The organism is Streptomyces sp. NPDC030245 (assembly GCF_055572995.1).
Genome location: NZ_JBVICF010000003.1, coordinates 395,329 through 419,697, shown reverse-complemented (window position 1 = coordinate 419,697; position 24,369 = coordinate 395,329). Strand labels below are relative to the sequence as shown.

22 protein-coding genes are annotated in these 24,369 nt (G+C 74.3%); 17 read left to right on the top strand and 5 right to left on the bottom strand.

The genetic code is table 11. The annotated features are described in order from the left end of the window. Positions 1-26 precede the first annotated feature (26 nt). The gene (locus tag ACZ4Z4_RS10380) at positions 27-497 is read right to left on the bottom strand and encodes a hypothetical protein (protein ID WP_468324949.1); all 471 of its coding nucleotides are present in this window, start codon (positions 495-497) and stop codon (positions 27-29) included. Positions 498-757: 260 nt separating this feature from the next. Here ACZ4Z4_RS10380 and ACZ4Z4_RS10375 point away from each other — a divergent pair, with 260 nt between their 5' ends. The 3 genes from ACZ4Z4_RS10375 to ACZ4Z4_RS10365 all read left to right on the top strand — a co-directional run bounded on the left by ACZ4Z4_RS10375 (position 758) and on the right by ACZ4Z4_RS10365 (position 2,624). After that, on the top strand, positions 758-1,450 hold the full coding sequence (locus ACZ4Z4_RS10375) for an alpha/beta fold hydrolase (RefSeq protein ID WP_468324947.1): 693 nt from the start codon (positions 758-760) through the stop codon (positions 1,448-1,450). Positions 1,451-1,546: 96 nt separating this feature from the next. Beyond that, on the top strand, positions 1,547-2,419 hold the full coding sequence (locus tag ACZ4Z4_RS10370; protein ID WP_468324944.1) for a polysaccharide deacetylase family protein: 873 nt from the start codon (positions 1,547-1,549) through the stop codon (positions 2,417-2,419). A 10-nt stretch (positions 2,420-2,429) separates the two neighbouring features. Further along, a complete protein-coding gene (locus ACZ4Z4_RS10365) occupies positions 2,430-2,624 on the top strand; it encodes a hypothetical protein (RefSeq protein ID WP_468324942.1) in 195 nt (64 codons plus the stop codon). Positions 2,625-2,672: 48 nt separating this feature from the next. On the opposite strand, the gene ACZ4Z4_RS10360 is transcribed toward ACZ4Z4_RS10365, so the two are convergent. Together ACZ4Z4_RS10360 and ACZ4Z4_RS10355 are read right to left on the bottom strand one after the other, a co-directional pair. Then, entirely contained in the window at positions 2,673-3,377 is a 705-nt protein-coding gene (locus ACZ4Z4_RS10360; protein ID WP_468324941.1) for an ABC transporter, read from the bottom strand. Then, positions 3,377-4,378, bottom strand: coding sequence for an ATP-binding cassette domain-containing protein (locus ACZ4Z4_RS10355; RefSeq protein WP_468324938.1), 1,002 nt, complete (start codon positions 4,376-4,378; stop codon positions 3,377-3,379). The genes ACZ4Z4_RS10360 and ACZ4Z4_RS10355 overlap by 1 nt, the downstream gene beginning before the upstream one ends. Here ACZ4Z4_RS10355 and ACZ4Z4_RS10350 point away from each other — a divergent pair. The 7 genes from ACZ4Z4_RS10350 to ACZ4Z4_RS10320 all read left to right on the top strand — a co-directional run bounded on the left by ACZ4Z4_RS10350 (position 4,377) and on the right by ACZ4Z4_RS10320 (position 12,019). Continuing rightward, positions 4,377-5,144: a peptidyl-tRNA hydrolase gene (locus ACZ4Z4_RS10350; RefSeq protein ID WP_468324935.1), complete on the top strand. Its 768-nt coding sequence runs from the start codon at positions 4,377-4,379 to the stop codon at positions 5,142-5,144. The genes ACZ4Z4_RS10355 and ACZ4Z4_RS10350 overlap by 2 nt on opposite strands. Before the next feature lie 117 nt (positions 5,145-5,261). Then, positions 5,262-6,029: a DUF4142 domain-containing protein gene (locus ACZ4Z4_RS10345; RefSeq protein ID WP_468324934.1), complete on the top strand. Its 768-nt coding sequence runs from the start codon at positions 5,262-5,264 to the stop codon at positions 6,027-6,029. An 83-nt stretch (positions 6,030-6,112) separates the two neighbouring features. Then, on the top strand, positions 6,113-7,447 hold the full coding sequence (locus ACZ4Z4_RS10340; protein ID WP_468324932.1) for an MbnB/TglH/ChrH family RiPP precursor modification enzyme: 1,335 nt from the start codon (positions 6,113-6,115) through the stop codon (positions 7,445-7,447). 4 nt (positions 7,448-7,451) lie between these two features. Next, positions 7,452-8,540, top strand: a complete 1,089-nt coding sequence (locus ACZ4Z4_RS10335) for a TIGR04222 domain-containing membrane protein (protein WP_468324929.1) — start codon at positions 7,452-7,454, stop codon at positions 8,538-8,540. 182 nt (positions 8,541-8,722) lie between these two features. After that, positions 8,723-9,427, top strand: a complete 705-nt coding sequence (locus ACZ4Z4_RS10330; RefSeq protein ID WP_468324927.1) for a DUF4142 domain-containing protein — start codon at positions 8,723-8,725, stop codon at positions 9,425-9,427. Positions 9,428-9,531: 104 nt separating this feature from the next. Beyond that, on the top strand, positions 9,532-10,308 hold the full coding sequence (locus tag ACZ4Z4_RS10325; RefSeq protein WP_468324926.1) for a TIGR04222 domain-containing membrane protein: 777 nt from the start codon (positions 9,532-9,534) through the stop codon (positions 10,306-10,308). 109 nt (positions 10,309-10,417) lie between these two features. Then, positions 10,418-12,019 (top strand): alpha/beta hydrolase, encoded by a 1,602-nt coding sequence (locus ACZ4Z4_RS10320; protein WP_468324924.1) that lies wholly within the window; start codon positions 10,418-10,420, stop codon positions 12,017-12,019. On the opposite strand, the gene hemQ is transcribed toward ACZ4Z4_RS10320, so the two are convergent. Together hemQ and hemG are read right to left on the bottom strand one after the other, a co-directional pair. After that, positions 12,016-12,744 carry a hydrogen peroxide-dependent heme synthase gene (hemQ, locus tag ACZ4Z4_RS10315; RefSeq protein WP_468324923.1) on the bottom strand — a complete coding sequence of 243 codons (729 nt, stop codon included), beginning with the start codon at positions 12,742-12,744 and terminating at the stop codon, positions 12,016-12,018. The genes ACZ4Z4_RS10320 and hemQ overlap by 4 nt on opposite strands. A gap of 4 nt (positions 12,745-12,748) precedes the next feature. After that, complete coding sequence (hemG, locus tag ACZ4Z4_RS10310) at positions 12,749-14,215, bottom strand: protoporphyrinogen oxidase (RefSeq protein ID WP_468324920.1); 1,467 nt, start codon at positions 14,213-14,215, stop codon at positions 12,749-12,751. Between the two features lie 123 nt (positions 14,216-14,338). On the opposite strand from hemG, the gene ACZ4Z4_RS10305 reads away from it, so the two are divergent. The 7 genes from ACZ4Z4_RS10305 (at position 14,339) to ACZ4Z4_RS10275 (ending at position 24,364) form a co-directional block, all read left to right on the top strand. Then, entirely contained in the window at positions 14,339-15,310 is a 972-nt protein-coding gene (locus ACZ4Z4_RS10305; RefSeq protein ID WP_468324918.1) for a DUF4349 domain-containing protein, read from the top strand. Positions 15,311-15,347: 37 nt separating this feature from the next. Further along, on the top strand, positions 15,348-16,742 hold the full coding sequence (locus ACZ4Z4_RS10300) for an FAD-dependent oxidoreductase (protein ID WP_468324916.1): 1,395 nt from the start codon (positions 15,348-15,350) through the stop codon (positions 16,740-16,742). Between the two features lie 392 nt (positions 16,743-17,134). Next, positions 17,135-19,294: a hypothetical protein gene (locus tag ACZ4Z4_RS10295; RefSeq protein ID WP_468324914.1), complete on the top strand. Its 2,160-nt coding sequence runs from the start codon at positions 17,135-17,137 to the stop codon at positions 19,292-19,294. A gap of 270 nt (positions 19,295-19,564) precedes the next feature. Then, positions 19,565-21,082, top strand: a complete 1,518-nt coding sequence (gene pelF, locus ACZ4Z4_RS10290) for a GT4 family glycosyltransferase PelF (protein ID WP_468324911.1) — start codon at positions 19,565-19,567, stop codon at positions 21,080-21,082. Then, positions 21,079-22,512: a hypothetical protein gene (locus ACZ4Z4_RS10285; protein WP_468324908.1), complete on the top strand. Its 1,434-nt coding sequence runs from the start codon at positions 21,079-21,081 to the stop codon at positions 22,510-22,512. Before pelF ends, ACZ4Z4_RS10285 begins: the two co-directional genes overlap by 4 nt. A gap of 88 nt (positions 22,513-22,600) precedes the next feature. After that, positions 22,601-23,602 (top strand): SDR family NAD(P)-dependent oxidoreductase, encoded by a 1,002-nt coding sequence (locus tag ACZ4Z4_RS10280; RefSeq protein WP_468324905.1) that lies wholly within the window; start codon positions 22,601-22,603, stop codon positions 23,600-23,602. Positions 23,603-23,650: 48 nt separating this feature from the next. Beyond that, positions 23,651-24,364, top strand: coding sequence for a nucleotidyltransferase family protein (locus tag ACZ4Z4_RS10275; RefSeq protein WP_468324902.1), 714 nt, complete (start codon positions 23,651-23,653; stop codon positions 24,362-24,364). Positions 24,365-24,369 lie beyond the last annotated feature (5 nt).

Genomic DNA, 24,369 nt, shown 5'->3' with positions numbered 1-24,369 from the left:
GCGGGCGCACGGGCGGACGGACGGACCTAGACCAGGCAGAGGCCCGCGAAGTTGTTCCACCCCTCGGGCACCCAGTCGTCGACCGTGCGCGAGGGGTCGTAGTCGAGGAGCCTCGCCAGCAGCATCAGCTCGTGCCAGGCCGCGTCGGTCTCGCGGGCCCAGGCCGTACCGGCGTTCTCCACCAGGTCGAGCGCCATGGCCACGCGCAGCTCCAGGGTGGCGAGCTGCTCGCGGGCGCCCGCGGGCAGGAGTTCGCCGCGCCGGTCCATCATCGAGCGCAGCTGCCCGGCGCAGTCCGCGAGGTGCCTGCGCATGGCGCGGATGTTCGCCTCGGAGGGGCGGGGCGGCACGGACTGCTCCAGGAAGAGGCCGGACGCGAGCGTGTGCCAGTAGTGCGCCTCGCGGAACAGGGCCCCGCGCTGGTCGTCGGGCACGCTGCGGAACTCGGGGGGCGGCTCCTCGCCGTTCTTCAGCGCGTCGGCCCGCGCCTGGTCCACCCATCTCTTCGCTAACCGCCGTACGTCGTCGCGGAGTACCGGACGCATAGTGCTTCCTTCCGTCGCCTCGGACCCCTCCCCGGGGTCGCCTGCGGGGCCGCTCCGAGACTGCCTCGGTCCGTGCCCCGGTGCTGCATTGTGCGTGGCCGGAGCCCGTTGCGTGCGTCACATCGGGCAGCCCGCCGCCGGAGCGGGCGGGTCCGCCCCGGAAGATCCAGGTGTATTGCTCGCCTCCCCCGCACCGGAAAGGCACCACCACGATGAAGCTGCACACCCACGAGTGGGGCACCGGCGACCGCGTCGCCCTCCTGGTCCACGGGATCATGTCGGACCACCGGACGTGGCGCCGCGTGGGCCCCGCCCTCGCCGGCAAGGGCTACCGCGTGATCGCCGTGGACCTGCGCGGGCACGGGGCGAGCGGGCGCGGCGCTTACGGCGCGGAGATCTTCGCGGACGACCTGGTCGACACCCTGCCGACCGGTGCGGAACTCGCGCTCGGGCACTCGCTCGGCGGTCTCGCGCTGGCCCTCGCGGCCGAGCGGCTCGCGCCCGCGCAGGCCGTGTACGCCGACCCCGCGTGGGCGCTCGGCGGCGAGGGCGCGGTCGACCCCGCGGTGTTCGTGGAGTTCAAGCGGGTCCCCCGCGACGTCATAGCGAAGTTCAACCCGCGCTGGGAGGCGGTCGACGTGGACATCGAGGCCGCCACCCTCGCCGTGTGGGATCCGGACACCGCGCTGTCGCTCTCCGGCGCGGGCGCGGTCGACCGCACTCCGGCGGCGCCCGTCGTGCCCTCGCTCGTGCAGGTCGCCGACCCCAGCCCCGTCGTCGGGGACCCGCTCAAGGAGGAGCTGGCGCGGCGCGGCTTCGAGGTGCGCACGGTCCGGGGCGCCGGGCACACCATGCACCGGGACGACTTCGAGGCGTTCATGGCGTCGCTGGACGGCTGGATCTGACGGGGTGGACGCCGGACGGGTGGCGGCGCGGAGCATTCGGCGCACCTGACGCCCAATTTTCCCTACTTACCGCTTTTACCCCCATATCTTCATCGGGTGATCACTCTCGTACGGAGATGCGCCGCGCTCTGCGCCCTCTCCACCCTGACCACCACCGTCCTCGCCGGCTGCGGCGGCACCGGCGCGGCCGGTGGGCCGGAGCGCCCCGCCCGGCCCCCGGTGACCGCCGCGCCCACGCTCGCGCCGGGGCCCTCCGGCCTCACCCCCGTCTTCTCGCACGGGTCCCGGACGCGCGGCCGCACCGTCGCCCTCACCTTCGACGCCGACATGACCGCGAACCAGGGGCCCCGCGCGGCGGCCGGCGAACGGTTCGACAACCCGAAGCTGGTCGCCACGCTGCGGCGGCTGAAGGTGCCCGCGACGTTCTTCATGACGGGGCGGTGGGCCGAGCAGTACCCGGACCAGGCCAAGGGCATCGGCCGCGACCCCCTCTTCGAGGTCGCCAACCACTCGTACAGCCACCACGCCTTCACCCGCGACTGCTACGGCCTGCCCGCGGTCCCCGCGGCCCGGATGCGCGCCGACATGGAGCGCGCCTTCACCGCCTTCCGTGCGGCGGGCGTCGAGCACCCGGTGCCGTACTTCCGCTTCCCGGGCGGCTGTTACGACCGACGGGCCCTGCGCGCGCTCGCGCCCGGCGGCGTCACCGCGGTCCAGTGGGACGTGGTCAGCGGCGACGCCTTCGCGACGGACGCCTCCGCGGTGGCCCGGCAGGTGCTCGACGGGGTGCGGCCCGGCTCGGTGGTCGTCATGCACTGCACGCGCAGCGCGGCGCCCGTGACGGAGCGCGCCCTGCGCACGATCGTCCCGGAACTGCGTGAGCGCGGGTTCCGGTTCGTCCGGGTGTCGGAGCAGATCGGGAGGGCCGGGGCTGCGGCGGCCACGGGGGCGGCGAGGGCGCGGAGCTAGGCTGGTCCGTATGGCGGATGAGGACTACTGCGGTACGGAGGGTCCGGCTCCGGCTCCGGACGGCGAGGTCCCGGCGCCGGACGAGCCCCGCGCGGAGTGCGTGCTGTGCCGCGAGCCCACCGAGCATCCCGAGTCCCGCAAGGGCGTCACGCTCTGCCCGGCGTGCGAGTGGCTGGAGGCGCAGCGGTCGGCCTGCTCCGGCTGAAAGGTCGAGGCGGCCGGGGGCGGCCGGGGGTGCGGTGTCCCCTCCCCGTCAGCCCCGTCGCGAACAGAGGGCGCACGCCGCCCACACCGCCCCCGCCGCCACGGCGAGCGCCCCCGCCGTCGCGCCCAGCGGCAGCGGTACTGTGCCCTCCCGCGAACCCGTCGTCAGGTCGGTGAGGGCCGACTTCGCCGGGGAGCCCGTGGTGACGAGGAGGAGCAGCGAACCGACCAGCATCGTCGGCACGGCCCGCCCGGCGGAACGCAGCAGCGGCCAGTTGGCGAGCGCTCCGAGCGCGGTGCCGAGCGCCGCGCAGACCAGCATCGCGAGCAGGCCCGCCGCGCCCGCGGCCAGCCGTGGCACCGGCACCCGCGCGTTGGTGCTGACCGCGTCGCTGATGCCCGTCACGACGAGGGCCGCCGCGCCGCCGAGCGCGGCCGACGCGAGGAACGCGGCGAGCAGCGAGGCGAGGTGGGCGCGGAATGGGCCGGCGGCCGCCGCGGCGCAACTGCGGGCCGCGGGCGGCTCGTTGGTCACACAGATCCGGGTCAGCCACGCCGCCACGGGCAGCAGGGCCCCGGCCGCGTACGCGAGCGAGTCGAGGACGGGCTGCCCGCCCTGCACGCCGACGGCGAGGAACACGGCGTACAGGATGACGGGCGGCAACCACCGCTGGGAGCGCACGAGCAGGGCGGTCTGATAGCGCAGCAGGGCGGGAAGCGGGGACAGCGCGGAGCGCGTGCGCGCCGAGGACATCACAAATCACTCCCGCCCCGCGCCGTGGTCTCCCCGCCCCGCACCATCGTCTCCCCGCCCCGTGCCGTGGCCTCTCCGCCTCGCGCCGTCGCCTCCCCGCCTCCCGCCGTCATCTCCTCACCCCGCACCGTCGCCTCCCCACCCCGCACCGACACCACGTGCCACGGCGGCCGTGCCGTCAGGAGTTCCCGCAGGACCCGGTCCGAGTGCGGTTGCGGGACCACGAGGCGTGTGATGCCGTCGGGGGTCCCCGGGCCGGCCACCGCGTCCCCCACGACCGCCTGCGCCACGACCGCCGGGAGTTCCGCGCCCCGAGCTCCCTGTGCCTCGATGAGGACCGTCGGTCCCCGCCAGCCCGCCGAAGTCGCTTCGGGCGTACGGCGGTTGAGGCCGGAACCGGACACCGCGTACGTCTCGTCGGCCGCCCCCGGCAGCCGGCGCGGATCGTGGTCGACGAAGACCACGGCACTGCCTGCCGCCGTGCGCTCGGCCACCGCCCGGTCGAGTTCGGCGCGGGCCGGAACGTCCAGGCCGGTCCACGCCTCGTCGAGGACCAGCAGGGCGGGCTCGGCCAGCAGGGCCTGTGCCACGGCGACCTTCTGGCTGCTGCCCTTGGACAGCTCCGCGAGCGGGGTGCGCGCGTACCCGGCGGCGCCGAAGCGCTCCAGCCACTCCGTGGCGCGCCGCTGCGCCGTGCCGCGCGCGAGGCCGTGGACGCGGCCCATGTGCGTGAGGTAGCCCACCGCGGTGAACGGCAGGGCGGCCGGGAAGCGTTCGGGCACGAACGCCGTGCGCGGCCGCCCCGCCACCCGCCCCTCGGAGGGCGCGTCGATGCCCGCGACCAGCCTCAACAGGGTTGATTTCCCGGTGCCGTTGGCGCCTTCGATCCGCACCAGGGACCCGGCCCGTATGCCGAGGTCGACACCGCGCAGCACCCACGCGCCGCCCACGCCGTAGCGGCGGCCCACCCCTTGGAGGCGTACCGCGAGATCTTGTTCCATGCGGGCCATCCTCGCGCACGCTGGCAGACTGGTGGCTGTGAGCAGCGACGAGACGACCACGCCCGACGTGCGGGACAGCCCCTTCCGGCACGAGAGCACCTCGCGCGACGAGGCCCCGCAGTACGTGCTGCCCCTCGTCGCCCGCATCGAGCGTGCCGCTCCCCCGGCCCGCACGGACGCCCTGGAGACCGCGGCCCGCGCCGTCCTGGTGATGCTGAGCGACGAGCGGTCCCTCGGCGAAGGGGAGTGGGCACAGGCGATGCGCGACTGGCAGGACGCCCGCATCCGCAAGGTGGTGCGCAGGGCGCGCGGCGCCGAGTGGCGCAGGGCGGAGGCGCTGCCCGGCATCACCGTCACCGGCAAGGCGGCGGAGGTCCGCGTCTTCCCGCCGGTCCCCCTGGACGGCTGGCCCAAGGAGCTGGCGCGCCTCCAGGTGTCGGGCACGGACCTGGACGACCCGGAACCCCCGGCCGGCGCCGACCCGACGCACCCGGTCCTGTGGATGAGCCCCGAGGTCGACATGTCGGCGGGCAAGGCGATGGCCCAGGCCGGCCACGGCGCGCAGCTGGCCTGGTGGGAGCTGCCGGCCGAGGAGCGCACGGCCTGGCGCGAGGCGGGCTTCCCCCTCTCCGTCCGCACGCCCGGGGCCGGCCAGTGGCGCGCCCTCACGACGAGCGGCCTCCCGGTGGTGCGCGACGCGGGCTTCACCGAGATCGCGCCCGGCTCCTGCACGGTGGTGGCCGACCACCCGGCCCTGCGCCGCTGACGCCCGCACCCGAGGGCGACTCGGCACCGTCCGACATCTCGCGCCGTTGAACACCCCGCCCGTATCTTCCGTACTCCCCGGTACCACCGGCGACACGGGAGCACCTCGGGAGGCACCTTGCGGCGCGTCAACGGCACGGCTCTGATCATCGCGGCACTCGTCGCCACACTGGGCGCGATCGCGTTCCCCGTGTGGTCGTACGCCGACCGCTCCGGTACCGGGCCCGCCAATCTGGCCGCCGGGTCCGTGGCGACCCAGTGGGGGCCGCTCTCCGCGGCCGACCGGGATCTGCTCGTCAAGGTGCGGCTCGCCGGGCTGTGGGAGATACCCGCGGGGCAGCAGGCCGTCGAGCGCGCGCCGACCGAGGCGATCAAGGAGGCGGGCGACCACCTCATCGTCGGGCACACCGACCTCGACCAGCGGGTCAGAACCGTCGCCGCGCAGCTCGGCGTGGAGCTGCCCAACCAGCCGACCGAGCAGCAGCAGGGGTGGCTCGAGGAGCTGTCCGCGGCGAGCGGCGAGACGTATCAGCGGAAGTTCGCGAACCTGCTGCGCGTCGCGCACGGGAAGGTCTTCGCCGTCATCGCGCAGGTCCGCGACGGCACCCGCAACTCCCTGATCCGGCAGCTCGCCACGGACGCCAACCAGACCGTCCTCGACCACATCACGATGCTGGAGGCCACCGGGCTCGTCGACTTCGACGGGATCGCGAACGGCGCCGCGTCGACCGCGACCGCCAGCCCCACCGGGCCTCCCCCGCCCTCCGGGGCCGCGCCCCCCGAGCCCACGCCCGCCAGGCCGAGCGGCGACGTCTCCACCACGTCCCGCCCCTCGCCCGCGCCGCCCGGCCAGGTCAACACCGAGCGGCCGGAACCTCAAATGTAGCTCTGAACGTCTTCACCCGAGGGTTCGCCCGCTCCCGGCAGGGTCATGACCTGGGGACGCAGGGGGACGAAGGGGGAAGAGACATGGAGCGTGTGGACGAGCGGCGGCTGCCCGCCGGGCGGGGGTGGCTGGGGACGGGGATCGGCTGGCGGCCCGAGATCGCGGACGCCGTGGAGGCGATGCCCGGCATCGACTGGGTCGAGGCCGTCGCCGAGAACGTCTGCCCGGGGCATCTGCCGGACTCCCTGGTGCGGCTGCGCGAGCGCGGCGTGACGGTCGTGCCGCACGGCGTCTCGCTCGGCCTCGGCGGCGCGGACCGCCCCGACGAGGCGCGGCTCACCGCGCTCGCCGAGCGGGCCGTCGCGCTCGGCTCGCCGCTGGTCACCGAGCACATCGCGTACGTGCGGGCGGGTGGCGCCCTCACCGCCACGCAACCGCTGGAGGCCGGGCACCTGCTGCCGGTGCCGCGCACCCGCGACGCGCTCGACGTGCTCTGTGAGAACGTCCGCGTGGCGCAGGACGCGCTGCCCGTGCCGCTCGCCGTGGAGAACATCGCGGCGCTCGTCTCCTGGCCCGGCGAGGAGATGACGGAGGGCCAGTTCCTGTACGAGCTGGTGGAGCGCACGGGCGTACGGCTCCTCATCGACGTCGCCAACCTGCACACGAACCACGTCAACCGCGGCGAGGACCCGGCCAAGGCCCTCGACGAACTGCCCGTCGAGGCCATCGCGTACGTCCATGTGGCGGGCGGTTTCGAGCGGGACGGCGTCTGGCACGACAGCCACGCGCACCCGGTGCCCGAGCCGGTGCTCGCGATCCTCGCCGACCTCGCCTCCCGCGTCTGTCCGCCCGGTGTCCTCCTGGAGCGGGACGAGAACTTCCCCGAACCGGTCGAGCTGGAGCGGGAGTTGGACGCCATCCGGGCGACCGTGAAGGCGTCCGGCGAGCTGCCCGCCGACGACACGGACGGCCGCCGCGCGGTGCCGCCCGCCTCCGCGGCCGCCCGGCAGCGCACCGCCGTCGCCCAGGCCGCCCTGCTCTCCGCGCTCGTCGCGGGCACCCCGGCGCCCGAGGGCTTCGACCGGGCGCGCCTGAAGGTGCAGAGCCACGCGCTGGCCGCCAAGCGGGCCGACGTCGTCGCGAAGGTCGCGCCGGAGCTGCCGGAGATCCTCGGCGCGGCGTACCGCGCGGAGTTCCTCGCGTACGCCAGGCTCCGGCCCATGACCGGCGGCTACCGGCACGACGCGCTGAACTTCGCCGAGCACCTGCTGCTGACCGGGCGCCCCGACGACGCGGACGCGGCCGTCCGGCGGCGGCTGAGCGACTGGTGGCTGGAGCGGTCGGGTCCCGCGCCACGGTCGCGGCGGTCCGCCGCCAGACTGCTGGACGCCACCCGCCGCGTCCTGCTGAGGCGGTGACGGCATGAGCATCATCGTCACGGTGTACACGGTCGTCGTCGTGCTCGCCGCCGCCGAGCTGATCCGGGGCGTGGCGGCGGCCCGCCGCACCAGGTCCCCGCACGCGGCGCGGCAGCCGCTCGACGCCGAGCACGGCGTGTTCGTCCGGGGCACCCTGGAGGCCGCGTTCCTCTCCGGCGGACCCGCCCGCGCCGCCGACTCGCTGATCGCGGGCCTGCACGAGGACGGCCGCCTCGTCGTCGCGGGACCCGGCGTCGTCGGCATCACCCGCCCGACGGCCGGGAACGCGGGCGAACAGGCCGTCATCGACGCCCACACCGCGGCACCCAGCGGTGCGCTGCACTGGCTGCGGGTGGCGGTGATGCGGAGCGCGCCGGTGCAGGAGACCGGCGAAGCGCTCGCCCGGCGCGGCCTCCTCGTGCGGCCGGGGCGGCAGCGCAAGTGGCGGATCTGGGCCGGGGCGCAGACCTTCCTGACCCTCTTCGGGTTCATCGTGTGCGCCTTCCTGACCGTGCTGCGGCACGCCGGCGACTACCTGGAGCCGGGCTACGACGACTCGCCGCTCGTCGACGTCATGGCGCTGCTGCCCGCCGCCGTCCTCGGTATCGGCAGCGGCATCATCTGCCTGTCGGTCACGTCGAAGCAGCTCACCGTCGCCGGGCGGTACGCGCTGCGGGAATACGTCGCCTCGTCGGGCCACCTGACGGGCGCGGCGCACCTGGTGGCGACGCGCGGCCTCGCGGCGGCCCACCCGGAGCTGCGGGCCCAGCTGATCGCCGCCGCCCGCGTCCGGGTTCCGGCGATGTCTCCCGCAGGTCCCTACCCCACCCCGTACACGAACTCGAACGCGTGGAACGCGGGGAGCAGTGGCACGCCCGTGTGGTGCGGGTCGGGCAGCAGCGGCGGAGGGGGCGGCTTCTGCTGCTCGGGCGGCGGGGGCGGGGGCGGGTCCTCGTGTTCCGGCGGCGGGGGCTCGTCCTGCTCCGGCGGCGGAGGCGGAGGCGGGTCGTCCTGCGGCGGCGGTGGTTCGTCCTGCGGCGGTGGGGGCGGCGGCTCCTCCTGCGGCGGGGGCGGGGGCGGCGGGTCGTGTTGAGGGGCGGCGGGCCGTGTTGAGGGATGGCGGGCCGTGTTGAGCAGACCGCACTCCTCCTTCTGAGGGCGCACGCCGCGACGGCCGGCCCATGGCTCCGGTACGGCAGGTGACGTACTCCCGGCCGTATCGGACCGTGCCCCGCCCGTGGCGCACTAACGTGCGGTGCCGCAACAGGAGGCGCCATGCGACTGCGAACCGTCAACGGCACCGGCCTCATCGTCGCGGGCCTCGTCGCGACCCTGGCCGCGCTGATCTTCCCCCTCTGGTCCTACGAGGACCGCTCGGGCACCGCCCTCGACAGACTCCACGCGGACTCCGTCTCCACCGACTTCGGGCCGCTCTCCGCGCTGGATCGGGACTTCGTCACCAAGGTGCGCCTCGCGGGCCTGTGGGAGCTGCCCGCGGGACAGCAGGCCGAACAGCGCGGCACCACCGCGGCCGTGCGGACCGCGGGCGAGCACCTCGTCGAGGGGCACACCTTCCTGGACGCGCGGGTCCGCGAGGTCGCGGCCCGGCTCGGCCTCGAACTGCCCAGCCGGCCGAACCGGCAGCAGCGCGACTGGCTCGGGGAGCTGAGCGGCGCGCACGGCGGGACGTACGACGAGAAGTTCGCGAACATCCTGCGCCGGGCCCACGGCAAGGTCTTCTCCGTGGTGGCCGAGGTGCGCGCGAACACCCGCAACTCCCTGGTGCGCACCCTGGCCGACGACGCGAACACGACCGTCCTCGACCACATCAAGGTCCTGGAGGCCACCGGCCTCGTCGACTTCGACGGCCTCGCCCGCGACGCGGCGACGGCCGTCCCGGCGGACCCGGCCGGGCCGGTCACGCCGTCGCCCACGTACCCGCTGCCGCCGGCGGCCTCCCGGCCACGCCCCGGCGGATAGAGCCGGACGGCGCCAGGTAAACGGAACGTTATCCACCCGTCACCGAGTGTCCACATAGTGAATAGGGCGTAGCGCCATGCGGCGCCTTCGCATAGAAAACCGCCATGTTCTGGGTACCCCTGCTCCTCCTCGCCTGGGCCGCGGCCGGTCTCTCCTGCGGTCGGCTCTGTCTCGCCGCGAGCCGCGCCGCCGCGCAGGAGAAGGCCGTGGCGCGCGGGCACGAACTCACCCTCTACGAGACGGCGTTCCTGTCCGGCGGGCCCTCGCGCGTCGCCGACGTGACGCTGGTCGCGATGGCCAGGGCGCGGCGGCTGCTGATCGCGCACACCGGCTGGGCGACGGTCGTCGACCCGGTCGGCCGTGACGACATGGAGCGTTCGGTGCTCGGCGCGATCGGCCCCGCGGGGCAGTCGCGGATAGCGCCGGTACGCCGGGGAGCGGCCGCCGCCGACCCCGTGCGGGCCCTCGCGGACCGGCTCGTCGCTGCGGGTCTCGCCGTCCCGGACGGCGTGGGTTCGGGGGTCGCGGCCGCGGTGCGCCAGGTGCGGGCCGCGACCGCGGTGGTCCTCGGCCTCGGCACCGTCGCGGTGCTGATGCCCGCGCAGGAGCGGGGGGCCGCCGGGCAGGGGGTGCCGGTCGCGGTCTGGTTCGCGCTGCCGCTGCTGCTGTGCATGGCCTGTCTGCTCATCGCCCGCGTGGAGATCCACCCGTACACGCGCTGGGCGTCCCCCGCGGGCCAGCGGCTCCTCGGCGCGCTGCCCGCGCGCGACGAGGAGCTCGTCGCCGTCGCCGTGCGCGGGGTGCGCGCGGCGGGCGATCCGGGGCTGCGGGCCGCCTTCTCCGAGCGGCCGCACCGCGGGACGACGCAACGGAGTCATTGAACCGACACCGGCAGGCCGGTGCTTTACTTCGCAAATCACCGGACGAATCATCACTTTTGTTCGAGCAGTACCCGGAACGCACGGCCGGACAAAAGAGGTACAGAGCGCGATGAGAGCAGCAGCCGCCCGCTACGGAACCGCCGGATCCCTGGTCCTGACCGCCCTCGTCGCCACCCCCGCGGGCAGCGCGAGCGGCAGCCCGCCCTCCCTCGAGATGTCCGGCACCGCCGTCGCGGCGCAGCGCGCCGCGGCCGCCGGCATCCGCTGGGGCGCCTGCGCCAAGGCCGAGGGCCTCCCCCCGTCCGTCCGGTGCGGCACGGTCTCCGTCCCGCTCGACTACGCCCGCCCCGACGGCAAGCAGATCAAGCTGACCGTCAGCCGCGCCGAGGCCACCGGGAAGGCGGCGAGGAAGGCGGTCGGCAGGCAGGGCGCGCTGGTCTACAACCCGGGCGGCCCCGGCGGGTCCGGCATGCACTTCCCCCTCGTGGGCGCCGCGCCCGAGTGGAAGCGCATCGCGGCGGCGTACGACCTGGTCGGCTACGCCCCGCGCGGGGTCGGCCGCTCGGCGCCACTGTCCTGCCAGGACCCGAAGCGGTTCGGCAAGGGGCCCTCGCAGGCGCCGACGCACCCCGACGCCTCGTACAAGCGGGAGCGCGTCGCGCGGGCCAAGGCGTACGCGCGCGGGTGCGCGGAGCGCAACCCCGGGCTGCGCCACTACACGACGCTGAACAACGCGCGTGACCTGGATGTGCTGCGCGCGGCGCTCGGCGAGCGGAAGCTGACGTTCATGGGCGCCTCGTACGGCACCTACTTCGGCGCCGTCTACGCGACGCTGTTCCCCTCGCACGTGCGCCGCATGGTCTTCGACTCGGCGGTCAACCCCGATCCGGCGCGGGTCTGGTACGGCAACAACCTCGCACAGTCGCTGGCGTTCGAGCGGCGGTGGGCCGACTTCCGGACCTGGGTGGCCAAGCACCACAGGACGTACCGCCTCGGCAAGACGCCCGAGGCGGTCCGGCGCAGCTACGAGAGGGTGCGCGCCGAGCTGGCCCACGAGCCCGCGGGCGGCAAGGTCGGCCCCGGGCAGCTGCACGGCGCGTTCCTCCAGGTCGGCTACTACGACGACTACTGGCCGACGCGTGCGTCGGCGCTCTCCGCGTACCTGAAGGGCGACCCGAAGCCGCTGATCGAGCAGGCCGCTCCGGAACCGAAGGCGGCCACCGAGAACGAGAACGGCCACGCCGTCTACACCGCCGTCGAGTGCAACGACGCCCCCTGGCCCACCGACTTCGCGACCTGGGACCGCGACAACTCACGGCTCGCGCGCGTGGCCCCCTTCGAGACCTGGGACAACGCCTGGATGAACCTGCCGTGCGCCTACTGGACGGCGCCGCGGCAGCGGCCCGTCGACGTGCGCACGGCGCCGGGCGCGCTGCCCCCGACGCTGATCCTGGCCGCCGAGCGGGACGCGGCGACGCCGTACGAGGGCGCTGTGGAACTGAACCGCCGGCTCGCCGGCTCCGCCCTGGTGACCGAGGAGAACGCGGGGACCCACGGCATCGGCGCCGGCCCCAACAAGTGCGTCAACGGACACTTCGAGGCGTATCTCCTGAAGGGCAGGCTCCCCGGGCGGCACGCGTCGTGCGCGCCGCGCGAGGAGCCCGAGCCGTCATCCGCGGCACGGTCCGCGGAGCCGCCCCGCGGGCGTTAGGCGAGGCCCGCCACGAGGTCCGCCACGGACTTGCGGCGGCCGGTGAAGAACGGCACCTCTTCGCGGACGTGCATGCGGGCCTCGGAGGCGCGCAGGTGACGCATGAGGTCGACGATGCGGTACAGCTCGTCGGCCTCGAAGGCGAGCAGCCATTCGTAGTCCCCGAGGGAGAACGAGGCGACCGTGTTGGCGCGCACGTCGGGGTAGCCGCGGGCCATCTTGCCGTGGTCGGCGAGCATGCGGCGGCGGTCCTCGTCGGGCAGCAGGTACCAGTCGTAGGAGCGCACGAAGGGGTAGACCGAGACGTAGTTGCGGGGCGTCTCGTCGGCGAGGAACGCCGGGATGTGCGACTTGTTGAACTCGGCGGGGCGGTGCAGCGCCATGTTCGACCAGACCGGCTCCAGGGAGCGGCCCAGCTGGGTGCGGCGGAAGAGGTTGTACGCCTCCTGAAGCTCGTCGGCGGTCTCGGCGTGCCACCAGATCATGACGTCGGCGTCGGCGCGCAGGCCCGAGACGTCGTAGGTGCCGCGGACGGTGATGTCCTTGGCGGCGAGCTGGTCGAACAGGTCCTGGACCTCTTCGGCGTAGCCCGCGCGGTTCTCGGGGAGCACGTCGCGCAGCTTGAAGACGGACCACAGCGTGTAGCGGATGACCTCGTTGAGGTCCTTCGCCTTCTTGCCGGCGTTCGGGGTCTTGCCGATGACTTCGGCGGGAGCGTCACTCATGCGGCTATTCTCCTCCGCCGCCGTGCAGGCTCTGCACCGGGGCGCGGGTGAGCTCCTGCACACCCGCGAGGTCGCCGGCCAGCTGGTCGACGGCGGCGTTGGCGCTCGCGACGCAGGCCGGGATGCCCACGCCGTCGTAGGCCGCCCCGCAGACCGCGAGGCCCGGCAGCGCCGCGACGTGGGAGCGGATGCGGGCCACGCGCGCGTGGTGGCCCACCGGGTACTGCGGGAGGCCGTCGTCCCAGCGGGTGACGCGGGTCGCGACGGGGGTGGCGGTCAGGCCGGTGGCCTCGCGCAGGTCGTGCCGGGAGACCTCGACGAGGTCGGCGTCGTCCCGCCGCAGGATCTCCGTCTCGCCGTACCGCCCGACGGAGGTGCGGAGCACCAGCAGGTCCGGGTCCTGGCGGTCGATCCAGCCCCATTTGCGGCTGGCGAAGGTGGACGCCTTGATGGTGTGCCCGTCGACGGGCGGCACGAGGAAACCGCTGCCTTCGGGGAGGTCGGTCTCGCTCCGGCGGTACACGAGGGTCGTCAGGGCCATGGAGGCGTACTCGACGGTGCGCAGCTCGGCGGCGGCCGCGGGCGACTCGGTGTCCAGGAGCTTCGCGGCGGCGGGCGCGGGGAGCGCGAGGACGACGGCGTCGGCTTCGTAGTGCCCGCTCGCGGTGGTCACGCGCCAGCCGTCGGCTGTCCGCCGGACCTCCGTGACCGGCGTGTCCGTGAGGATCCGGCCGCCACGCGCGCGTACCGAGTCGGCGACGGCGAGCGGCAGAGCGCCGACGCCGCCGTCGATGCCCATGAAGACGGGCCCGGTCTGCGGGCCCTTCGCGGCGGCGCGCGCCTGAATGGCGCGGACGCCCTCGGTGAGGGAGGCGTGGGTGCGGGCCGCCTCGAAGAGCTGCGGGACGGCCGAGCGCATCGAGATGCGGTACGCGTCCCCCGCGTACACCCCGCCGAGCAGCGGTTCCACGAGGCGGTCGACGACCTCGCGGCCCAGGCGCGCGGCGACGTACTCACCGACCGCGACGTCGTCGCCGACCTCGGTCGGCGGCAGCTCGCGGTCCTGCCCGATGCGGCGCAGGCCCTCTTCGGAGAGGACGCCCGCCAGGGCGGACGCGTCGCCGGGCACGCCCATGACGTGGCCCTTGGGCATGGGGCGCAGGGCGCCGCGGGTCCAGATGGCGGCCGTCGCGGTGGCGGGCGGCTGGAGCCGGTCGGCGAGGCCGACCTCGCGGGCGAGGGCGACGGCCTCGGGGCGGCGGGCGAGCATCGACTCGGCGCCGAGGTCGACGCGGACCCCGGCGATCTCGGCGGCGTGCAGCTTGCCGCCGACCCTGCCGGACGCCTCCAGGACGGTCACCCGCCGGTCCGGGTCGGTGGTGAGCAAGCGGTGCGCGGCGGCCAGCCCCGCGATACCGCCCCCGATGACGACGGCATGGCCGTTCCCCGCACGTGTGTCCGTTTCGCGCATGCCTCCACTCTCTCAGACCGGCGAGTCCCGACCGTGACCGCATCGGAACCGGTCGGCAACCATCGTTTTGCCCTTCCCCGGCGTCGAAGGAGCATCAGGTCACCGTCCCCGGGGAGTACGCCGATGCACGCGTCGAGGAAGTCCGCTCACCGCACCGTCCGGGCCCTCGCGGGCCTCCTGCTCGCGATGGCGCTCGCGCTCACGGGGTGCACCTCGGGCAGTGGCGGCGACAGTGACAGCGGCGGCGACGGAAAGGCCGCGGGTCTCGCGCCCGAAGGGGAGGAGAAGGGCGTCGGCGGCGGGCAGGCCGATCAGTCCGGGAATGCCGAATCCGGCGCCGGGGACGCCGGCAGGCGCAAGCCGCCGAAGGTGACCGGCACCCACGTCATCCGCACCGCGAAGCTCACCGTGCGCGTCACCGACGTGCCCGAAGCGCTCGACGAGGCCCGGCGGATCGCCGAGGACGCCGGCGGCATCGTGGGGGACGAGAACACGACCCGCGACGGCGAGGGGCGCGAGCGCTCCCGTGTCGTCCTGCGCGTGCCGCAGGACGAGTACGGGGACGTCCTCGCCGCCCTCGAAGGCACCGGCAGGCTCGTCGGCCGGGAGGCGAAGGCGCGGGACGTCACCGACGAGGTCGTCGACGTGGAGAGCCGCATCAAGTCGCAGCGCGCCAGCGTGGCACGGGTGCGGGAGCTGATGGACAGGGCCACGAAGCTGAGCGACGTGGTCACCCTGGAAGGGGAGTTGAGCACGCGTCAGTCCGACCTGGAGGCGCTGCTCGCCCAGCAGGCCTCGCTGAAGGACCGTACGAGCATGGCCACGATCACCCTCTCGCTCACCGAGAGCCGCGCGAAGGCCGAGGCCAAGGACGACGACACCTCGTTCGTGGACGCGCTCTCGGGCGGCTGGGACGCGTTCGTGACGGCGCTGCGCTGGGTCGCGATCGTCCTCGCCGCGGTGCTGCCGTTCGCGGCGGTGGCCGCGCTGCTGCTCGCCCTGTGGCTGCGGGTCCTGCGTCCGCTGCGCTCCCGCCGCCCGGCCGCGGCTCCCGCGGGCCCCGGCGTCCCGGTGCGTGAGGGGGACGCTGACTAGAAGGCTGCGCAGGGCCCGCGCGTCGTAGCGTGTCCGTATGAGCAGCACACGAGAGCGACTTGTGGTCATCGGGGGCGACGCGGCCGGCATGTCGGCGGCGTCGCAGGCGCGCAGGCTCAAGGGCCCCGACGAGCTGGAGATCGTCGCGTTCGAGCGCGGGCACTTCACGTCGTACTCCGCCTGCGGCATCCCCTACTGGGTGGGCGGTGCCGTCGGGGAGCGGGACGAGCTGATCGCGCGGACGCCCGAGCAGCACCGGGAGCGCGCCATCGATCTGCGGATGCGCACGGAGGTGGTGCGGCTCGACGTCCCGGGCCGCCGCGTCCTCGCCCGGGACCTGGCGGCGGGCGAGGAGTACTGGACGCCGTACGACAAGCTCGTCATCGCCACCGGCGCCCGGCCCGTCCGCCCGCCGCTGCCCGGCATCGACGCGCCGGGGGTGCACGGCGTGCAGACCCTCGACGACGGCCAGGCCCTGCTCGACACGCTGACCGGGACGCCGGGCCGCCGCGCCGTCGTCATCGGCGCGGGCTACATCGGCGTGGAGATGGCCGAGGCGCTGGTCGACCGCGGGTACGAGGTGACGGTCGTCAACCGCGGCAAGGAGCCCATGTCGACGCTCGACCCGGACATGGGCCGCCTCGTGCACGACGCGATGACCGGCATGGGCATCGTCATGGTGAACGACGCCGAGGTCACCAAGGTCCTGACGGGTGAGGACGGGCGGGTCAGGGCGGTGGCGACGGAGGACGCCGAGTATCCGGCGGACGTGGTGGTGCTCGGTCTCGGTGTCCGTCCGGAGACGACGCTCGCCCGCGAGGCCGGGCTGCCGCTGGGCGAGCACGGCGGGCTCCTTACCGACCTGGCGATGCGGGTGCGCGGAACCGAGGCCGGCGGGGTCATCTGGGCGGGCGGGGACTGCGTGGAGGTCCTCGACCTGGTGTCGGGGCGCGAGCGGCACATCCCGCTCGGCACGCACGCCAACAAGCACGGGCAGGTCATCGGCTCCAACGTGGGTGGTGGTTACGCGACGTTCCCCGGTGTCGTCGGCACGGCCGTCAGCAAGGTCTGCGACCTGGAGATCGCCCGTACCGGCCTGCGCGAGAGGGACGCGCGGGCCGCCGGGTTCGGGTTCGTGACGGTGACGATCGAGTCGACGAGCAGGGCCGGTTACTACCCGGGCGCGGCGCCGATGACGGTGAAGATGCTCGCCGAGCGGCGCACCGGGCGGCTCCTCGGTGTGCAGATCGTCGGCCGGGAGGGCGCGGGCAAGCGTGTCGACGTGGCGGCCGTCGCGCTGACGGCGCAGCTGACGGTGGAGCAGATGACGGCGCTCGACCTGGGGTACGCGCCGCCGTTCTCCCCGGTGTGGGACCCGGTCCTCGTCGCGGCGCGCAAGGCGGTGGCGGCGGTACGGGCGGACCGCAGCTGAGCGTCCCCTACGCGCCCCTATGGCTGATTCAGGAGGTTCGGGCCGTTCGGAATTCATGTTCCACGGGAGCGCGCCCACAGCCACCACATGCAACCAGCACCCAACGGCCCTCCGGACGCCCGCACCCCTTCTGAGCGGCCACAGCTTCCCGAAACGACCACTTCCGGCGGACGCGACCCACCCACTCCCTCCCCCCACACCCCGGTAACGGAACGCCGTCTCTTTCACGCCAGCTTTCACAGAACCGGCACAGACCTCACAGGTGAGCCGCACTATGTGACGCGTCAGAGCGGCACGGACACACACGGCGACGTGTGGACCTGCCGTTGGGGGGGCGGGCCTTGGGGTGGACACACCCCCGCGGCCCGACCGTGGAGGGGACCACACACCGCATGAACCACACCGCACGAGCGACGGCTCTCGGCGCCGGCGCTCTGCTTCTCGCGCTCGCGCTGCCCGGCGCCTCACCGGCCGCGGCGGCAGGGGCGCCCCGCGTGGACCTACGCGTCCTCGTGGTGACCGACGGTGGCCCCGCCACCACCGCGATCGCCGCCGAACTGGACGGCCAGGGCACGCCGTACACCACGGTCGACCTGCGCCGCGACGAGCGCCCGACGATCGACGGGGCCTTTCTCGCGGACACGGTGAACGGCCGGGCGCGGGCCAGATTCCAAGCCGTCGTCCTGCCCAACGACAATCCGTTCGGGGCGGGTTCGGCGGAGATGGCGGCCCTGGCCTCGTACGAGCGGACGTACGCCATCCCGCAGGTGGACGCGTACACCTACGCCCGGCCCGAAGCGGGCCTGAAGGCCCCCGCGTTCAGCGGGCCGCTCGACGGCGTGAAGGCGCAGGTGACCGAGGCGGGCAGGGGAGGCCCGTTCGGCTACCTCGCAGGCCAGATCCCCTTCGAGAACAACTCACCGACTCTCGACGAGAGTTACGGCTTCCTGGCCGACCCGGCACCCGGCGCGGACTTCACCAGTTACGTGGACGCGCCGGTGCCCGGCGGCTCCGGGCGCGGCTCGCTCGTCGGCGAGTACCGCCACGACGGCCGCCGCGAACTGGTGGTCACCTTCGTCTACAACGAGCACCAGCAGCAGTTCCGGCTGCTCGCCCGCGGCATCGTCGACTGGCTGACCCAGGGCGTCCACCTCGGCTCGTCCCGCAACTACTTCGCCGTCCACGTCGACGACGTCTTCGGCGCCGACGACCGTTGGGACAGCGACCTGAACTGCACGCCGGGCGACGTGGACTGCCCGCAGGGCCAGGGCACGCCCGACCCGATCCGCATGACGGCGGACGACGCGGCGCACGCAGCCCAGTGGTCCAAGGAGCGCGGCTTCCCGCTCGACATGGCCTTCAACGGCGGCGGCAGCGAGCTCCACCGCGAGCAGAACGGCGGCAAGGACCCGCTCACCGACCGGCTGATCGCCGACCGGACCGACCACCGCTGGATCAACCACACGTACAACCACCCGTTCCTCGGCTGCGTCCAGGACGTCGCCACCGTGCCGTGGACGTGCGCGAAGAACACGGACGGCAGCACCCGCTACGTCTCGCGCGCCGACATCGCCCAGCAGATCTCCGACAACCGCGCCTGGGGCAGACGAGCCGGACTCCCCTTGGACGACACCGAGTTGGTCACCGGCGAGCACTCGGGCCTCAAGGTGCTGCCCCAGCAGCCCGACGACAACCCGAACCTGGGCCCGGCGCTGCGGGACAACGGCATCGACCGGCTCGGCGCCGACAACTCCCGGGACAGGGACCAGCGCCAGGTCGGCCCCGCCCTGACCGTGCCGCGCTTCCCCATGAACGTTTTCTACAACGCGGGCCGCACCGCCGAGCAGGTCGACGAGTACAACTGGATCTACACCGGCAAGGCCGATGGCGGCAGCGGCGCCTGCGCGAACTCCCCCGTCGCCACCTGCCTGGACGAGCCCCTCGACCTCACGACCGGCTACGAGGACCACATCGTGCCGGTGGAGTCGACGATCGCCCTCGGTCACACCCTGGCGAACGACCCGCGCCCGCACTTCATCCACCAGTCGAACCTCGCCGAGGACCGCATCGCGTACCCCGTCCTGAACCGTGTCCTCGACACGTACGACGCGCTGTACGCGGAGAACACCCCCGTGGTCAACCTGCGGATGTCCGCCATCGGCGACGAGCTGCGCTCCCGCGCCGCCTGGGACACGGCGGTCCGGGCGGGCCGCGTGACCGCGTACCGGATCGGCGACACCGTGACGGTCCAGGCCCCCGCGGGCGTCGCCACCCGCGCCACCATGCCGACAGGCACGGTGCAGCAACAGCTGGTCGGCACAGCCGAGTTCGGCACGCCCTACGCGGGCAGAACCTCCGGCTGGACCACACCGTCCCTGCTCCAGGACAGGGTCACCCTCACCCTGCCGACAGCCCCGGTGGCACCCATGCAGGACGGAGACCTCGACCGCACCACACCCACGCGGCAGCTCCCGGTGCCGTCCGGCACGACGCACCACGTGAAACCGGGCACGGCGGGCCACACCCCGAAGGCCGTCCCAACACAAGGCTGACAGCAGCCCGCGCGAAATACACCCCACCGGCGGCGAGAGGCCGACGAGACCGGAGGGGACGTGGGGGTATGTGCCAACGGAGCACCGAGCACACATCGGCGTCTTTGTCCGTGTGCCGCGGCGCAGGGATGGCGAGTACGCACATACCCCCGCGGCCCCGCCCCACCACGCGCCTCGCGCCCCGCCCCACCACGCGCCTCGCGCCCCGCCCCACCACGCGCCTCGCGCTCAAGCCACCTGCCGCAAGCATCCCACCCGCGGAGCCCACCGATGCTCGACTCAGCCATACCCCACCCCTATATTCACCCCCGCCCCCGCGTCACCCTCCTGACAGAAGGCACCTACCCCCACAACCACGGAGGCGTCAGCGTCTGGTGCGACCAGCTCGTCCACGGCATGCCCGACGTGGACTTCGGCGTGCTCGCCGTCACGGGCACCGGCGCCGAAAGCCTCACCTGGAAGCTCCCGCCGCACGTCGACGAGCCCGTCTGCCTGCCCATGTGGGGCCCGCCCCCGCCGGGAGCCGTCCCGCACGGCCGCCGCAGACGCCAACTCCTCGCCTCCTACGAGCGGTTCCTCACCGCACTGCTCGACCCGGCCGCCGAGGACGGGTTCGCGCCCGCCCTGCACGAACTCGCCCGGCACGCCCGCGACGGCGCCCTGAGCCCGACCCTGCGTACGGACCGCGCGGTGCGGGTGCTCTCCGCCGTGTGGAGCGCGCCGGGCCGCGCCACCGCGGGGGCCCGGCCGACGATGCACGACGCCGTCACCGCGACGGCCCTGCTCGAACACGCGCTGCGCCCGCTCGCCGCCCGGCCGCCCGAGCACGGCGTGTGCCACGCGGTCAGCGGCGGCATCGCGGCACTCCCGGGCCTGGTCGCCCGCGAACTCCACGGCGTACCGCTCCTGTTGACGGAGCACGGCGTCTACCTGCGCGAGCGCTACCTCGGCTACCGCACCGGCCCGTACAGCTGGCCGGTCAAGGCCGTGCTGCTCGGCTTCTTCCGGCTGCTCGCCGAGGAGACGTACCGCCGCGCCGCCCTGATCACCCCCGGCAACCGCTACAACCGCCTCTGGGAGGAGCGCGGCGGCGCCGACCCCGCCCTCATCCGCACCGTCTACAACGGCGTGGACCCCGCCGCGTTCCCGCCCGCGGGCCCGGGGCCGCGGACCCCGACCCTCAGCTGGGCGGGCCGGGTCGACCCGATCAAGGACCTGGAGACGCTGATACGTTGCTTCGCCCTGGTCAGACAGGAGGTGCCGACGGCAAGGCTGCGCCTCTTCGGCGGCACACCGCGCGGCGGCGAGGCCTACCGGGAGCGCTGCGAGGCGCTGGCCGCCGAGCTCGGGCACGGCGACGCGGTGGTCTTCGAGGGCCGCGTCGAGCACATCAAGGACGCCTACGCGGCGGGCAGCGTCGTCATGCTCTCCAGCATCAGCGAGGGCTTCCCCTTCACGCTGATCGAGGCGATGTCCTGCGGCCGGGCCACGGTCTCCACCGACGTCGGCGGGGTCCGGGAGGCGGTGGGGCCGACCGGACTCGTCGTGCCGCCGCGCGCGCCGGACGCCATGGCGCGGGCGGTGCTCGAACTGCTCCGCGACCCGGCGCGCCGCGCGGCGATGGGTGAGGCGGCACGGCTCCGCGTGATCGAACAGTTCACGCTCCGCCAGACCGTGGACACCTTCCGCGCGATATACGAGGAACTCACCACCGCACAGCACCGGCCCCTCCCCCGCACCTCGGCATGGCCCGCGCACGGCGGCCTCCACAGCGAGGTGGCGGGATGAGCGGCCCCCTCCCCCTGAGACCCCGCGCGCACGAGCCCCGGAACGCCGACGACACCCTCACCCTGCGCCTGGCCCGCCCGCCGCGCCCCGCCCCGGGCGACGGCGCCCGCTCAAGGCCGCGTCCGCGCGCCTCGCTGCGCCCCGCCAGGGCGGACGATCCCGTCGACCGGCTCGCCGCCGAGCTCGCGGAGGACGCCGGGGCGGCCGTGCACCCCTATGAGGTGGCGGCGCTCCTGGAGTCCCAGGGCATGACCGGCGACCGCATCCGGCAGACGTACGGGCACCCCGATCTGTTCTCGCTGGCCGAAGCCGTCTTCCAGCGGGTGCCGCGCAGCCACCCGAAGCCGCCCGCGCCGCCGGACGTGTGGCGGCCCGACCACCTGCGCTGCGCGCTGCGGGGCCTGCTCTTCGCGCTGCCCGGCCTGGCGTACCTGCTGGTGGCGGACGCCCAGCAGCCGGGCGCCTGGCAGTCGGGCGCCGGACTGCGCGGCCTCGTCGCGGCGGCCCTGGTGTCCTGGGCCTGGTCCCAGGCGCTGAGCCACCGGGCGTACGTACGGCTCGCCACCGGCCCGCACGGGGCCGGGCGCGCGCTGCTGCTCGGCGCGCCGGCGGGCGCCGTGGCCGCTTCGGGGGCGGGGCTGCTGGCCGCGGGCCCCGGGGCCGCCGCGCTCTTCGCCGTGGGGCAGTCCTGCTATCTGGCGGCGGCCGGGGTGCTGCTGGTGCTCGGCCGCGAGAAGGTGCTGGCCGCGACGCTGCTGCCGGTGGCGGCGGGCGCCGCGGCGCTGCCCTGGTGGGCGCCCCCGGGGCCCCTGCGCACCGGCCTGCCGCTGCTCACCGTCCTGCTCGCGGTGGCCGCCGCGGGGCACGCGCTGCGCTCGGCGCTGCGGGCCGCCCCGGCACCGGGACCCGTGCAAGGCCTGGCGGGTTCGGTCCCGTACGGCCTGTTCGGAGTCGCCGCCGGACTGCTGACCCTGATGGCGGGACGTCAGGACCCGTACGGCGTCGTGGTGTTGACGCTGAGCATGGGTCCCGCCGAATGGCTGCTCTACCGCTTCCGCGGGCTCGCCGTGACCGCTCTGCACGCCTCGACGACGCCACGCGGGTTCCGGCTGCGCGTCTCCCGCGCGCTCGCCGTGTGCGGTACGGCCTATCTCGTCCCACTTGCTCTGGGCGCCATCATCGTCGGTGCCGACGTGGCGCAACTCGTCGCGCTGGGCGCGGTGTTGTGGCCCGCGCTGCTGCTTCAGGCGTTCGGCACGGGCTGGCCGTCCGCGGCGCCCTGTCTGGCCGCCGCGGCCGCCGCCACGGCGCTCCCCGCGACCGGCACCCTGCCCGCGCCCACCGCACTGCTCATCGGCTGCGCGGCCGCCGCCGTCGTGCTCGCGGCCGTCACCGTCCACCACCTGGGCAGGCCGACGGCGCACGCCTGAGCCGCCCGCCCCTGCCCCTGCCCCTGCCCTGCTGCGCCGCGCACCACCGAACCGGCGCACCACGCCGTCCCAAGCACCAGGAGAAACCATGACATCCGCACCGCTCGTCGCCGTCACCGGAGCCGAGGGCTTCATCGGCTCGCACCTCACCGAGGCGCTGGTCGCCGCCGGCCACCGGGTCCGCGCGATGGCGCAGTACAACTCCTTCTCGTCCTACGGCTGGCTGGAGACCCTGAGCCCGGACGTGCTCGCCGAGGTCGACGTCGTCCTCGGCGACGTCCGCGACCCCGGCTCGGTGCGCGGGCTCGTCGAAGGCGCCGAGGCGGTCTACCACCTGGCCGCCCTCATCGCGATCCCGTACTCCTACCAGGCCCCGCACAGCTACGTGGACACGAACGTGACCGGCACGCTCAACGTCCTCGAAGCCGTCCGCCACCTGGAGACCCCCCGCCTGGTGCACACCTCCACCAGCGAGACGTACGGCACCGCGCAGACCGTGCCGATCACCGAGGACCATCCGATCAACACCCAGTCGCCGTACGCCGCTTCGAAGGCGGGCGGCGACCGGCTCGCCGACAGCTACCACGCGAGTTTCGAGACGCCCGTGGTCACCCTGCGCCCCTTCAACACCTTCGGGCCGCGCCAGTCCATGCGCGCCGTCATCCCGACCGTCATCGGCCAAGTCGCCGCCGGATCACGGGAGATCACCCTCGGCGACCTGCGGCCCACCCGGGACTTCACGTTCGTCGCGGACACCGCGCAGGCCTTCCTCGCCGTGGGCACCGCGCCCGCCGGGGCCGTCGTGGGCCGCACCTTCAACGCGGGCACCGGTGGCGAGATCTCGGTGGGCGACCTGGTGCGGCTCATCGGCAAGGTGATGGAGACCGACGTCGACGTGCGCGAGGACGAGCGGCGCATCCGGCCGCCGGCCTCCGAGGTGATGCGCCTGGTCGCCGACGCGACACGGCTGCGTACGGCCACCGGCTGGGCCCCCGCCCACGACCTGGAGCAGGGCCTGGCCCGCACCGTCGAGTTCTTCCGCGACCCGGCCAACCTGGCCCGCTACAAGACCGACATCTACAACATCTGACGCCCCGACACCCACGCCACCCCCCGCATGACACAAGGGAGTTATGCCATGCACGCAGTCATCCTCGCCGGCGGCAAGGGCGTCCGGCTCCGCCCGTACACCACCGCGCTGCCCAAGCCCCTCGTCCCGATCGGCGACCAGCACGCCATCCTGGAGATCGTCCTGCGCCAGCTGGCGAGCGCCGGCTTCACCAGCTGCACCATCGCCATCGGGCACCTCGGCCACATCATCCGCGCCTACGTCGGCAACGGCTCCCGCTGGGGCCTGCGCGTCGGCTACTCCACGGAGGACAGCCCGCTCGGCACCATGGGCCCGCTCCTGACGATGATGGACCGGCTGCCCGAGCACTTCCTCGTGATGAACGGCGACATCCTCACCGACCTCGACTACGCGGACGTCCTCACCACCCACAGCGGCTCCGGGGCGCCGCTGACCATAGCGACGTACGCGCGCGAGGTGCGCATCGACTTCGGCGTGCTCACCACCGACTCGCAGCGCGTGGTCGCCTTCACGGAGAAGCCGAGCATCGACTACCGCGTCTCGATGGGCGTGTACGGAGTGTCGCGCGACACCCTCGCCTCCTACACGCCCGGCCTGCCGCTCGGCTTCGACGAGCTCGTCCTCGACCTCCTGAAGTCGCAGACGCCGCCGCACGCCTACGAGTTCGACGGCTACTGGCTCGACATCGGGCGCCCCGACGACTACGACCGCGCGAACGCGGAGTTCACCACGCACCGCTCGCTGCTCCTCAAGGGAGCGTGACGGGG